The following is a 12,156-nucleotide window of genomic DNA, read 5'->3' on the forward strand; positions in this document are numbered from 1 at the left end:
ATGTGAGAGCCATGCCGATTGCACGGCCGTCGAGATCGCCTGACCGGGAGCCCGAGCCTGACCGCGCGGCAGAGGCGGGCGCGCGTCCGGATGCCGGGCAGGATCATGGCCAGTCGACTGCGAGACCGGCGCCGTCGCGGCAGAGCCTGCGCGGGCTGGACTGGTTCATCTTCTTCCTGGCCGACGTGCAGACCGGCTTCGGTCCCTTCATCGCGGTCTATCTGACGACGCAGAAATGGACGCAGGCCCAGATCGGCCTGGTGCTGTCGATCGGCGGCATCGTCGGGCTGATCGGGCAGATGCCGGGCGGCGCGATCATCGATGCGGCCAGATCCGAGCGCCGCGTCGCCGGTCTTGCCATCGCGACCATCGGCTGCTGCGCGCTGGCCTATGCCGCTTGGCCGATCTTTCCCGTGGTCGCGGGTGCCGCGACGTTGCATGCGGCGGCGAGCTGCGTGCTGGGCCCTGCGATCGCGGCGATCAGCCTCGGCCTGGTCGGGCCGCGCGGCATGGCGGAGCGGCTCGGCCGCAATGCGCGGTTCGCGTCGCTCGGCAATGGCGTGGCTGCGGCCGTGATGGGCACCTGCGGCTATCTGCTGTCCAGCCGCGCCGTGTTCCTGGTCACCTTCATTCTCGCCTTTCCGACGCTGATCGCGTTGTCGCGCATCCGCGAGCGCGAGATCGACGTCGCGCGGGCGCACGGCCGGGCCCATCACGAGGACAAGGAGGTCGCGCGGCTGTCGAATCTGCTCGGCCTGCTGCGCCAGCGCGCGCTGCTCGTGTTCGCGCTCGGCGTGTTCCTGCTGCAGCTCGCCAATGCGGCGATGCTGCCGCTGATGGCCGGCGTGGTGACGACGAAATCGAGCGAATGGGCGCCGATGCTGATCGCGTTCTGCATCGTGGTGCCGCAGGCGATCGTGGCGCTGACCTCGCCCTCGGTCGGCGCGGTCGCGCAGCAATGGGGCCGCAGGCCGCTGCTGATGCTGGGGTTTGCCGCGCTCGCGATGCGCGGCGCGCTGTTCGCGGTCGTGCACGATCCCTACGTGCTAGTGGCGGTGCAGATCTTCGACGGCGTCACGGCGGCCGTGTTCGCCGTCATGATTCCGCTGACGGTGGCCGACGTCGCCTTCGGCAGCGGGCATTTCAATCTGGCGCAGGGAATCGTCGGGACGGCGTCCGGGATCGGCGGATCGCTGTCCACCGTCGTCGCCGGCTTCGCCAGCGACCGTTACGGCAGCGCCACCGCCTTCATGGGTCTGTCAGGCGTGGCGCTGACGGGTCTTCTCTTGATCGCGCTGCTGATGCCGGAGACCGGGCAGCGCGAGCGCAGGGCGTGAACGGGCAGGGCCGCTCAGGCGTCCATGCTGCGCAGGCGCTGACGGTTGCGCAGCACGATCTGGCGGGCACCGGAGAAGCCGAGAACGCCCTGGCTGTGCAACTGCGACAGCGCGCGCGACACGGTCTCCAGGGTCAGGCCGAGATAGTCGCCGATATCGCGGCGGCACATCGGCAGCGCCATCATGCCGGCGACGGCGAGGCGGCGGTCCATCTCGAGCAGGAAGGTCGCGACGCGCTCCATCGCAGTCTTGCGTCCCAGCAGCAGCATGTGGTCCTCGGCATGGCGGAGATCGCCGGCCGTCATGGTCCAGAGCTTGCGGGCGACCGCGACGTCGACGCCTGCTGCCTGTTCGAGGCTGCGGCGCTTCACCAGGCGCACGGTGGTATCGATGATGGCCTCGGCGGCGAGGCGATGCATGGAGCCGAATTCGAGGCCGAAAACGTCACCGGGAAGATGGAAGGCGCCGATCTGGCGGCGGCCGTCGGAGAGCAGCTTGTAGCTGCGAACCGCGCCGGAGATCACCTGGTAGACGTACTCGGCCGGCTCGTCCTCGCCATAGATCTCCTCGTCCTTCTTGTAGGAGAACTCGCTGGCGATGAGCCCGGCATGGCCGGTGATCTCGGCAAAGGGATTGGCGGCAGGAGAGACGACAGGAGAGGGGACGGCGTGGGGGGCGTTGGTGCTGACGACCGAATTGGTAATCGACTGATTGAGCATGACCATCTCCTTGCGGCGGATGGCGATGTGGTACACGGCGGCTCCCGTTAAGGACATTTCGGCCGTTATCTTAAGGGGGGTTCCTTACGTAGATATACGTAGCCGGCCCGCTCAGGAGACGCGCTGGGCGGTACCCGAATGGTCGTTGGCGATCGCCTTGCGGATCCGCTTCACCAGATTGTCGTCGAGCAGCGGCTTGAGCAGGAAATCCTGGATCCCGACGGCCGCCGCGCGCGCCGCAAGCCGGTCATCGTAGTGCCCCGTGATCAGCACCACCGGCGCGGTCGCCCCCTGCTTGCGCAACCGTTCGGCGAGCTCGACGCCGTTGATCTCCGGCATCTTGTAGTCGACCACGAAGCAGTCGACGGGCGCGTGGTCCGAGGCCTTGAGCAGCGCGGTGCCGCTGCGAAACGTGCGCACGTCGAAGCCATCGGCCTCCAGCAGGAAGCGCAGCGAGCCGAGGACGTCAGCATCGTCGTCGGCTACGTAGACCGTAGGTTTTGTGTGAGCCGACATCGCACGTGCCGCGAGAATGTGATGTTGAACCGAGGCGCAAGATAACACTCGATTCTGTCAAGGTAGCTTGATCTAGCTCAATCCTTCAGCGCGCCTGCGCGCATCGCCAGACGCACCAGCTCGGAGAGGCTGTTCGCTCCCATCTTGGTCATCACGTTGGCCCTGTAGACCTCGATGGTGCGCGGACTGATGTCGTATTCGCGCGCGATCAGCTTGTTGGAGAGACCGGCCATCAGTCCATCCATTACCTGGCGCTCCCGGGGGCTCAGGCTGGCGACGCGGGCCAGGATGTCCTGCGTGACCGATTCGTTCTTCGCGGCCGGCTCGGCCTGCTGGATTGCCGTTTCGATCATGGCGACCAGTCGCTCGTCCTCGAACGGCTTCTCCAGAAAATCGACCGCGCCGAGCTTCATCGCCTCGACCGCGAGCGGCACGTCGCCATGGCCGGTCATCACCAGGATCGGAAAGCTGCTGCCGGCGGCCTTCATGCGCTTGAGCAGCTCGATGCCGTCGATGCCGGGCATCCGCACGTCCGAGACGACGCAGCCGAAAGGGAGCATCGGCAGTCGGCCGAGAAAGACCTCCGCGTTCTCGAACAGCGTGACGTCAAAGCCTGATGAATCGAGCAGGAAGTTGAGCGAATCCCGCATCGCCTCGTCGTCGTCGATCACATAGACCTTGGCCCGTTCAGCCATCGTGCTCAACCTTGGTTGGGGCTGCCGGCAGGGTGAAGCGGAACGTCGCGCCGCCCGCTTCGTTGTTCTCGGCCCACATGCGCCCGCCATGGGCCTCGATGATGGACCGGCTGATCGAGAGGCCGACTCCCATTCCGGTGTCCTTGGTGGTGAAGAAGGTCTTGAAGAGATTGGGCATGACGTCGTCGTGGAATCCCGTTCCGGTGTCGGATACCGAGACCTCGATCAAGTCGTCGCTGAGTCTGCAATTTGTCGCACTGAGCTCGCGGCGTTCGGAATGAGCCATCGCCTCGAGTCCATTGCGGAACAGATTGACCAGGACCTGCTGGATCTGGACCCGGTCGGCGAGCACGAGATCGGCCTCCGGATTGAGTTGAAAGCGCAACTGGACGTTCTGCTCGCGGGCGCCGGAAAGGCCGAGGGCGCCGGCTTCCTCGATCAGCTTCGACAGGCTCTCGACCCGCTTCTCCGATTCGCCGCGCGAGACGAAATCGCGCAGACGGCGGATGATCTGGCCGGCGCGAATTGCCTGCTCGGCGGCGCGGTCCATCGCGCTCTCGATCTTGGGCGTGTTCGGATCACTGCTGCCGGCCAGCAGCCGGCGCGAGCCTTTCATGTAATTGCTGATCGCGGCGAGCGGCTGGTTCAGCTCATGCGCCAGCGCCGAGGCCATCTCGCCCATGGCGCTGAGGCGCGACACGTGGACCAGTTCCGACTGCAGTTCCCGCAGCCGTGCCTGGGTCTGCTGATGCTCGGTGAGATCATGGGCGAAGCCGGTGAAATAGGGCTTGCCGCCGGACTGCATCTCGCCGATCGACAGATGCATCGGGAATGTCGTGCCGTCGCGGCGGCGGCCGGTCACGATGCGGCCGATGCCGATGATGCGGCGCTCGCGACTGGCATGGTAGCGGGTGAGGTAGCCGGCATGGCGCGAGCGGTCCGGCTCGGGCATCAATTCGCTGACGTCAAGGCCGACCGCTTCTGCCTCGGTGAGGCCGAACATCCGCTCCGCCGCGGAGCTGAAGAACTGGATCGTGCCGCTGCCGTCGATCACGATCATCGCGTCCGGCACGGTGTCCAGGATCGAGCGGAAATGCTGCTCGCGCAGCCGCAGCGTCTCCTCCAGCCGCTTCTCCTGGTCGATGTCGAGGGCGATGCCGCGCAGATGATGCGGCGCGCCGGCCTCGTCGGGGACCACGCCGGCAAGCACGCGAATCCAGTGGCCGCCGCCGGACACCTTGAACGACATGTCGAACCCGGTGCTCCGATGGCGCGAATCCTCGATCGCCGCCTCGACCGGCGCGCGATCCTCGGGCGCGAGCAGCGCCAGGAAGGACCCGTAGGTCACCGGCTGATCGGCCGCCACGCCGAACAGCTTCCGCGTCGTCACCGACCAGTAGAACTCGCCCGAGGCCAGATCGAGATCCCACGCGCCGAAGCCCAGCCTCCGAGCGTCCTCGGGAGCGTCGTCGAGCCTGGCGGATGCATCCGGGAAGGGGTGGGTGAAGTCGCGCAATTCGAGGCCTTTGATCGATTCGCCGTTGTCCGATTCGCCGTTATCGCCGCAGCCGGGAGGCCGACCACCGCGGTATCCTATACCAGATTGCGCCCCTGCAACCCGGTCCGACTTAAACTTTGGTTCGACAATTCAAGGCTTTCTCCGATCCTGGGCCGGGTTCCAACGGTGTCCTGCCGCCCGTGCTTCACCGCCGCACCTTGATCTATCTCATCACGGCAGGTGATTTCACCTCTAAGAGCTGCATGGAAGCAATGTTTGGAGAGGCGGGATGACGTTCGCGACTGTCATGGTGAGCCTTGCGCTCAGTCAGCCGAATGAGGCCCGCCTTCAGGTCGCGGCCGACTTGGCGGCGCGCTTTGACGCAGGTGTCATCGGCGTGGCGGCCGCGGAATTCGCGCCGCCGCTGTATTTCACGACCGGCGAGCAGGCGCAGGATCTGATCGAGCAGGGTGAGGCCGCGCTGCGGAATCGACTGGCCGAGCTCGAGCAGCAGTTCCGCACCGCAGTGGGTGACCGGGCTGCGTCGTTGAGCTGGCGCAGCGCCGTGGATTTCCCCGCGCGCTACGTGCTGGCGCAGGCCCGTGCCGCCGACATTCTCGTCACCGGCGGCGTGCCGCCCGGGGTGTCCGATGCGTTCGCGGTGGCCAATCCCAAGGATCTCGTCATGCAGGCCGGACGCCCGCTGCTCATGGTGCCGGACAACGTCAGCAGCCTCGATCTCGGGACCGTACTGGTGGCCTGGAAGGAGACACCGGAGGCGCGCCGCGCTTTGACCGATGCCCTGCCGCTGCTCGCCAAGGCGAGCGGCGTCGTGGTCGCCGAGATCCCGGAGACCGCCTCGGAATATGACGCCTGCGCGGCGCGTCTTGCGGACGTCGTCGCATGGCTCGGCCGTCACAAGATCGTCGCATCGGCGCGCGTCGCGGAACCGGGGCAGGGGCGCAACGTTGCGGCTACGCTCGACGCCGTCGCCACCGATGTTTCGGCCGGTCTCGTCGTGGCGGGCGCCTATGGCCATTCCCGATTCCGCGAGCTCGTGCTCGGCGGGGTCACCGAGCATCTGATGACGCGCAGCGAGCGTTGCGTTCTGCTGTCGCACTGAAATTCGACCCGCTCCATTCGAGAACAGGATTGCCGCCTTGTACAGATTTCTCGAGGAAACCGCCGGCAACTACATGACGCGGAACGTCACGACCGTGACCCGGGAGACGACGATCCGCGAGCTCGGCGAGATGTTCGACCGCGACGATTTCAACACCTACCCCGTCGTCGAGAACGACGAGGTGATCGGCATCGTCACCAAGTTCGACGTGCTGAAATGCTTTGCCTTCACGCCGAATCAGATGCTGCCGCGCTACAGCGACCTGATGAACCGGACGGTCGCCGACGTGATGACGTCCGAGTTCATCTACGTCAGGCCGGATACGAAGCTGACGCGCGTGCTGCAGCTGATGGTCGAGCATCGCATCCGCAGCCTTCCCGTGACCGATGCCGACAACCGCGTGGTCGGGATCGTCGCCCGCGAGGACATCGTGCGAGCGCTGGCGGCTGCCGCCAAGGATTGAGCGCGGCGCGCTGAGTCCGAAGCCTGCTACGAACGTCTAATGACGGCCGGCATGCATCGCTGCATGCCGGCCGTCGCCGTGTCTGCGAGCGAAGCCGCGTCGGGCCGCGTCGTCGTGCAACACTCCGCCTGTTTACCGGCGAACTGGTCGCAAAGTTGATTTCGATCAATTCCACGTGTGAACGATTGTGGTTGCTGGGCTCGTGTTCTTTCAGCGAGATTCCGCATGAGCGCGTCCTCATCCACAAAATCCATGACCATCGGCGAAAGTGGCTTGTCGCTCACTTTTGCCGTCACCGCCTTCCTGTGCGTCTTCGCTGCGGCGAAGGCACTGGATACGGCCTTCGCGTTCCACGCCTCGCTCGCGGCTGCCGCCAGCGCGGCGTCCGTCTTCTTCATCCTCAACCGCTACTTCGAGCGCCGCGAGCTGCCTCCGCAGGAGATCAATGGTCGGCCGAACTACAATCTCGGTCCGATCAAGTTCGCCTCGTTCATGTCGATGTTCTGGGGCATCGCCGGCTTCACGGTCGGACTCATCATCGCCTCGCAACTGGCTTGGCCCGCGCTGAACTTCGACCTGCCATGGACCAGCTTCGGCCGCCTGCGGCCGCTGCATACCTCGGCGGTGATCTTCGCCTTCGGCGGCAACGTGCTGCTGGCGACTTCGTTCTACGTCGTGCAGCGAACCTGCCGCGTGCGTCTCGCCGGTGATCTCGCGCCCTGGTTCGTGGTGATCGGCTACAACTTCTTCATCCTGATCGCGGGCACGGGCTATCTGCTCGGTGTCACCGAGGGCAAGGAGTATGCCGAGCCCGAATGGTACTCGGATCTTTGGCTGACGATCGTCTGGGTGGTCTACCTGCTGGTCTTCCTGACGACGATCATCAAGCGCAAGGAGCCGCACATCTTCGTGGCGAACTGGTTCTATCTTGCCTTCATCGTCACGATCGCGGTTCTGCACCTCGGCAACAATCCGGCGCTTCCGGTGTCGCTGTTCGGCTCCAAGTCCTACATCGCCTGGGGTGGCGTGCAGGATGCGATGTTCCAGTGGTGGTACGGCCACAACGCGGTCGGCTTCTTCCTGACCGCCGGCTTCCTGGCCATCATGTACTACTTCATCCCGAAGCGGGCTGAGCGTCCGATCTACTCGTATCGGCTGTCGATCATCCACTTCTGGGCGCTGATCTTCCTCTACATCTGGGCCGGCCCGCACCATCTGCACTATACGGCGCTGCCGGACTGGACGCAGACCCTGGGCATGACCTTCTCGATCATGCTGTGGATGCCCTCCTGGGGCGGCATGATCAACGGCCTGATGACCCTGTCGGGAGCGTGGGACAAGCTGCGGACGGACCCCGTGCTGCGCATGCTGGTCGTCTCGGTCGCCTTCTACGGCATGTCGACCTTCGAAGGTCCGATGATGTCGATCAAGGTGGTCAACTCGCTCAGCCACTACACCGACTGGACCATCGGTCACGTGCACTCCGGTGCGCTCGGCTGGGTCGGCTTCGTCTCCTTCGGCGCGCTGTACTGCCTGGTGCCGTGGATCTGGAACCGCAAGGGTCTCTATAGCCTCAAGCTCGTGAACTGGCACTTCTGGACGGCCACGCTGGGCATCGTGCTCTACATCTCCGCGATGTGGGTCTCGGGCATCCTGCAGGGTCTGATGTGGCGGTCCTACACGGCGCTCGGCTTCCTCGAATACTCGTTCATCGAGACCGTCGAGGCGATGCACCCCTTCTACATCATCCGTGCCGCTGGTGGCGCGCTGTTCCTGATCGGCTCACTCATCATGGCCTACAATCTCTGGATGACGGTCCGTGTCGGTGAGGAAGAAGTTCAGTCGCCCGTCGCCCTTCAGCCGGCGGAGTGAGGTATCAACCATGTCTTTCTGGCAACGACACCAAGTCTTCGAGAAGAACTCGATCATCCTGGTCATCGGCATCCTGCTGGTGATCGCGATCGGCGGCCTCGTCGAGATCACTCCGCTCTTCTACCTGAAGAGCACGATCGAGGCGGTCGACGGCGTGCGTCCCTATACGCCGCTCGAGCTGGCCGGCCGCAACATCTACGTCCGCGAGGGCTGCTATCTCTGCCATTCGCAGATGGTTCGTCCGCTGCGCGACGAAGTGGAACGCTACGGCCACTTCTCGCTCGCCGCGGAGAGCATGTACGACCATCCGTTCCAGTGGGGCTCCAAGCGTACGGGTCCTGACCTCGCCCGCGTCGGCAACAAGTACTCCGACGACTGGCATGTCACCCACCTGACCAACCCGCGCGCCATCGTCCCGCAGTCGATCATGCCCGGCTATCCCTTCCTGAAGGAGACCGAGCTGAACGCCGACAACGTCGCCGATCACCTGAAGACGCTGCGGGCGGTGGGTGTGCCCTACACCGACGACCAGATCGCCAACGCCGCCGCCGACCTCAAGGCGCAGGTCGATCCGGACGGTGCCGGTGCCGAGGCGCTCACCAAACGCTATCCGAAGGCGGTGGTGCGCAACTTCGACGGCAAGGCGGGTGCGCCGACCGAGATGGATGCGCTGGTAGCGTACCTGCAAATGCTCGGCACCTTGGTCGACTTCAAGATCTACAACGAAAAAGCCAATCTGCGCTGAGATCAGAGGCGAACATCATGAAGCCCATCATTGCAGTCGAAAACATCGCGTCGTCACTCGTGACGACGCTGTGGACCCCGATCTTCGTCGCGATCTTCATCGCGATCGTGACCTATGCCCTCTGGCCTCGCAACAAGGCCGCTTTCGACGAGGCGGCGAGCATGCCGTTGCGGGAGGATTAATTCATCATGGCTGACCATACCGAAGTCGACAGTGTCTCCGGCACCCCCACCACCGGCCACGCCTGGGACGGCATCAAGGAGCTCAACACCCCGCTGCCGCGGTGGTGGGTGATCACCTTCTACATCACCATCGTCTGGGCGATCGGCTACTGGATCGTGTATCCGGCCTGGCCGACCATCTCCAGCAACACCCAGGGCCTGTTCGGCTACTCGTCCCGTGCGGACGTGGCGGTCGAGCTTGCCAATCTCGAGAAGATCCGCGGCGCCAAGATGGCCGCGCTCGCGACCGCCTCGCTCGCCGACATCGAGAAGGATCCGGCGATGCTGGCCCTGGCGCGCGCCAAGGGCAAGACGGTGTTCGGCGACAATTGCGCCGCCTGCCACGGGACCGGCGCGGCCGGCGCCAAGGGCTTCCCGAACCTGAACGACGACGACTGGCTGTGGGGCGGCTCGCTGGAGCAGATCCAGCAGACCCTGCTGTACGGCGTGCGCTCGGGTCACCCGAAGACGCGTGAGGGCCAGATGCTCGCCTTCGGCAAGGACGGTGTCCTGAAGCCGGCGGAGATCGTCACGGTCGCCAACTACGTTCGGGAGCTGGCGGGCCTGCCGACCCGGCCGGGTTATGACGCCAAGGCCGGCGCCAAGGTCTTCGCCGAGAACTGCGCGGCCTGCCATGGCGACAACGCCAAGGGCAATCCGGAGCTCGGCGCGCCGAACCTCACCGACAAGATCTGGCTGTACGGCTCCGACGAGGCGACCCTGATCGAGACCATCACCAATGGTCGCGCCGGCGTCATGCCGGCCTGGGAGGGCCGTCTCGACCCGACCACGATCAAGGCGATGGCGGTCTATGTCCACTCGCTGGGTGGCGGAAAGTAACGGAAATCCAACGGAACTTTCCCTTCGATTGAGCTGGATCAACTGAGCGGCCGGAGGTGGACATACCTTCGGCCGCAACTGCGAGAAGACCCCCCAGCCATGATCCGCCAGCCATGAACCAGACGGTAAGACCGGACGACCTGAAGCCTCAGGACCTGCAGCCCGTGGACGATTACGGTCCGCTCTATGCTGCGCACAAGAAGGTCTATCCCCAGAGCGTCTCGGGCACTTTCCGCCGGATCAAATGGGGCCTGATGGGCTTCTGCCTCGGCGTCTATTATTTCCTGCCGTTCGTGCGCTGGAATCGCGGCCTCGGCGCGCCCGACCAGGCGGTGCTGATCGACTTCCCGAACCACCGCTTCTATTTCTTCTTCATCGAGCTGTGGCCGCAGGAGGTGTACTACTTCACCGGCCTCCTGATCATCGCCGCCATCGGCCTGTTCCTGATGAACGCGATCGGCGGCCGTATCTGGTGCGGCTATCTGTGCCCTCAGACAGTGTGGACCGACCTGTTCTATGCCGTCGAGCGCCTGATCGAGGGTGACCGGCGGGAGCGCATGAAGAAGGATGCCTCCGGCGACCCGATGAAGCTGGAGCGGATTTCGGAGCTCGTGCTCAAGCATTCGATCTGGCTGATGATCGCGTGGTGGACCGGCGGCGCCTGGGTGCTGTATTTCAGCGATGCGCCGACGCTCGTGAAGGATCTCATCACCTTCCAGGGGCCGATGCTCGCCTATGTCTGGATCGCGATCCTGACCGCGACGACCTACACGCTCGCCGGCTTCATGCGCGAGCAGGTCTGCGTTTATATGTGCCCGTGGCCGCGCATCCAGGCGGCGCTGACCGACGAATGGGCGCTCAACGTCACCTACCGCTATGACCGCGGCGAGAGCCGCATGTCGGTCAAGAAGGCCGCCGAATTGCGCGCGCTCGGCCAGCCGGCCGGCGACTGCATCGATTGCAAGCAATGCGTGGCGGTATGCCCGACCGGCATCGACATCCGCGACGGCGCCCAGATGGATTGCATCCAGTGCGGCCTCTGCATCGACGCCTGCGATACCGTCATGACCAAGATCGGCCGCCCGACGCGGCTGATCGGCTATGACAACGACATCAACATCCATCGTCGACAGGAAGGCAAGCCGCCGATCTACAAGCTCGTGCGCCCGCGGACCATCGTCTATGCCGCGATCATCGCCGTGGTCGGCGGCGCCATGGTCTACAAGCTCGCGACTCGGTCGCTGCTCGAGGTCAACGTGCTGCACGATCGCAATCCGATCGCGATCAAGCTGTCCGACGGCTCGATCCGCAATGCCTATACGGTGCGCGTCCTCAACAAGCACGGCTTCGATCGCGTCATCGCCATCGACATCGAGGGGCCTGCCAATTCGACCGTCCACGTCGTCGGTGCGGATTCGGTGACGCCGGACCGGCCTATGATCGTGATCGGGCGCGACCAGACCGAGGAGCTGCGCCTCCTGGTGACCGCTCCCGAGGAGAACAATCCCGCGAAGTCCATCCCAGTGAAGTTCCATGTGACGGATATCGGTCTCGGCGTCGTCGCCTCCGCCACCGACAATTTCGTCAGCCCGTAGAGCTAAGGAGCCTGTCAATGGCCAGCCGTTCCAATCCTTCTTTCCAGCTGACCGGAGGCATGGTGCTCGCGATGCTCCTCGCCTTCTTCGGGACCGTGATCGGCGTCAACGTCTACATGATGAAGATGGCGATCTCGACCCTGCCGGGCACCGAGGTCGACAGCGCCTACAGCGCCAGCCTCGGCTACGAGAAGGAGATCGCGGCGGCGCGCGCCCAGGAGGCGCGGCGCTGGCAGGTCGAGGCGCATATCGAGCGTAGCGCCGGCGGCGCCGCCATCCTGCAGGTCAACGCGCGCGACGCAAGCGGCAATCCCGTCTCGGGCCTGACCTTCCAGGGCCGGCTCGAGCGTCCGGCCGACAAGCGCGCGGATCAGGACGTCGCCCTCGCCGAGGTCGGCATCGGCATCTATCGCGGCACGGCGGAGGCGATCGCGCCGGGCCAGTGGGACCTCGTGCTCGAAGGTGATTCCAGCGGCCGCCGCCTGTTCATGTCGAAGAACCGCGTGCTGCTGAACTGAAGGGACTTCCGATC

13 protein-coding genes are annotated in these 12,156 nt (G+C 64.9%); 9 read left to right on the plus strand and 4 right to left on the minus strand.

Annotation, left to right across the window (positions count from 1 at the left end):
- Nucleotides 1-11 precede the first annotated feature (11 nt).
- On the plus strand, nucleotides 12-1,337 hold the full coding sequence (locus QW863_RS15865; RefSeq protein WP_315715696.1) for an MFS transporter: 1,326 nt from the start codon (nucleotides 12-14) through the stop codon (nucleotides 1,335-1,337).
- A 14-nt stretch (nucleotides 1,338-1,351) separates the two neighbouring features.
- On the opposite strand, the gene QW863_RS15870 is transcribed toward QW863_RS15865, so the two are convergent.
- From QW863_RS15870 to fixL, 4 genes are all read right to left on the minus strand, one after another.
- A complete protein-coding gene (locus QW863_RS15870) occupies nucleotides 1,352-2,056 on the minus strand; it encodes a helix-turn-helix domain-containing protein (RefSeq protein WP_315715816.1) in 705 nt (234 codons plus the stop codon).
- A 111-nt stretch (nucleotides 2,057-2,167) separates the two neighbouring features.
- A complete protein-coding gene (locus tag QW863_RS15875) occupies nucleotides 2,168-2,572 on the minus strand; it encodes a response regulator (protein WP_315715697.1) in 405 nt (134 codons plus the stop codon).
- A gap of 77 nt (nucleotides 2,573-2,649) precedes the next feature.
- Complete coding sequence (gene fixJ, locus QW863_RS15880; protein ID WP_315715698.1) at nucleotides 2,650-3,267, minus strand: response regulator FixJ; 618 nt, start codon at nucleotides 3,265-3,267, stop codon at nucleotides 2,650-2,652.
- Nucleotides 3,260-4,783: a sensor protein FixL gene (gene fixL / locus QW863_RS15885; RefSeq protein ID WP_409977926.1), complete on the minus strand. Its 1,524-nt coding sequence runs from the start codon at nucleotides 4,781-4,783 to the stop codon at nucleotides 3,260-3,262. Before fixL ends, fixJ begins: the two co-directional genes overlap by 8 nt.
- A gap of 271 nt (nucleotides 4,784-5,054) precedes the next feature.
- Here fixL and QW863_RS15890 point away from each other — a divergent pair, with 271 nt between their 5' ends.
- From QW863_RS15890 to QW863_RS15925, 8 genes are all read left to right on the plus strand, one after another.
- Nucleotides 5,055-5,888 carry a universal stress protein gene (locus tag QW863_RS15890; RefSeq protein ID WP_315715699.1) on the plus strand — a complete coding sequence of 278 codons (834 nt, stop codon included), beginning with the start codon at nucleotides 5,055-5,057 and terminating at the stop codon, nucleotides 5,886-5,888.
- A gap of 37 nt (nucleotides 5,889-5,925) precedes the next feature.
- Complete coding sequence (locus QW863_RS15895; RefSeq protein ID WP_315715700.1) at nucleotides 5,926-6,351, plus strand: HPP family protein; 426 nt, start codon at nucleotides 5,926-5,928, stop codon at nucleotides 6,349-6,351.
- Nucleotides 6,352-6,576: 225 nt separating this feature from the next.
- Complete coding sequence (gene ccoN / locus QW863_RS15900; protein ID WP_315715701.1) at nucleotides 6,577-8,223, plus strand: cytochrome-c oxidase, cbb3-type subunit I; 1,647 nt, start codon at nucleotides 6,577-6,579, stop codon at nucleotides 8,221-8,223.
- A 10-nt stretch (nucleotides 8,224-8,233) separates the two neighbouring features.
- Nucleotides 8,234-8,968: a cytochrome-c oxidase, cbb3-type subunit II gene (gene ccoO, locus QW863_RS15905; RefSeq protein ID WP_172236801.1), complete on the plus strand. Its 735-nt coding sequence runs from the start codon at nucleotides 8,234-8,236 to the stop codon at nucleotides 8,966-8,968.
- A 17-nt stretch (nucleotides 8,969-8,985) separates the two neighbouring features.
- Complete coding sequence (locus QW863_RS15910) at nucleotides 8,986-9,150, plus strand: cbb3-type cytochrome c oxidase subunit 3 (protein WP_315715702.1); 165 nt, start codon at nucleotides 8,986-8,988, stop codon at nucleotides 9,148-9,150.
- Between the two features lie 6 nt (nucleotides 9,151-9,156).
- Nucleotides 9,157-10,029, plus strand: a complete 873-nt coding sequence (ccoP, locus tag QW863_RS15915) for a cytochrome-c oxidase, cbb3-type subunit III (RefSeq protein ID WP_315715703.1) — start codon at nucleotides 9,157-9,159, stop codon at nucleotides 10,027-10,029.
- 113 nt (nucleotides 10,030-10,142) lie between these two features.
- Nucleotides 10,143-11,624: a cytochrome c oxidase accessory protein CcoG gene (gene ccoG / locus QW863_RS15920; protein WP_315715704.1), complete on the plus strand. Its 1,482-nt coding sequence runs from the start codon at nucleotides 10,143-10,145 to the stop codon at nucleotides 11,622-11,624.
- Between the two features lie 17 nt (nucleotides 11,625-11,641).
- Complete coding sequence (locus QW863_RS15925) at nucleotides 11,642-12,142, plus strand: FixH family protein (RefSeq protein ID WP_315715705.1); 501 nt, start codon at nucleotides 11,642-11,644, stop codon at nucleotides 12,140-12,142.
- Nucleotides 12,143-12,156: the final 14 nt, after the last annotated feature.

The sequence above is a fragment of the Bradyrhizobium sp. SZCCHNR1017 genome (genome assembly GCF_032381375.1).
GTDB lineage: Bacteria > Pseudomonadota > Alphaproteobacteria > Rhizobiales > Xanthobacteraceae > Bradyrhizobium.

What these genes read in the sequence shown, in the direction of transcription:
- QW863_RS15875 (WP_315715697.1), bottom strand. Translation starts at nt 2,572, where the DNA reads ATGTCGGCTCACACAAAACCTACGGTCTACGTAGCCGACGACGATGCT.
- QW863_RS15870 (WP_315715816.1), bottom strand. Translation starts at nt 2,056, where the DNA reads ATGCTCAATCAGTCGATTACCAATTCGGTCGTCAGCACCAACGCCCCC.
- QW863_RS15890 (WP_315715699.1), top strand. Translation starts at nt 5,055, where the DNA reads ATGACGTTCGCGACTGTCATGGTGAGCCTTGCGCTCAGTCAGCCGAAT.
- ccoN (WP_315715701.1), top strand. Translation starts at nt 6,577, where the DNA reads ATGAGCGCGTCCTCATCCACAAAATCCATGACCATCGGCGAAAGTGGC.
- ccoP (WP_315715703.1), top strand. Translation starts at nt 9,157, where the DNA reads ATGGCTGACCATACCGAAGTCGACAGTGTCTCCGGCACCCCCACCACC.
- QW863_RS15910 (WP_315715702.1), top strand. Translation starts at nt 8,986, where the DNA reads ATGAAGCCCATCATTGCAGTCGAAAACATCGCGTCGTCACTCGTGACG.
- fixJ (WP_315715698.1), bottom strand. Translation starts at nt 3,267, where the DNA reads ATGGCTGAACGGGCCAAGGTCTATGTGATCGACGACGACGAGGCGATG.
- QW863_RS15925 (WP_315715705.1), top strand. Translation starts at nt 11,642, where the DNA reads ATGGCCAGCCGTTCCAATCCTTCTTTCCAGCTGACCGGAGGCATGGTG.
- QW863_RS15865 (WP_315715696.1), top strand. Translation starts at nt 12, where the DNA reads ATGCCGATTGCACGGCCGTCGAGATCGCCTGACCGGGAGCCCGAGCCT.
- ccoO (WP_172236801.1), top strand. Translation starts at nt 8,234, where the DNA reads ATGTCTTTCTGGCAACGACACCAAGTCTTCGAGAAGAACTCGATCATC.
- ccoG (WP_315715704.1), top strand. Translation starts at nt 10,143, where the DNA reads ATGAACCAGACGGTAAGACCGGACGACCTGAAGCCTCAGGACCTGCAG.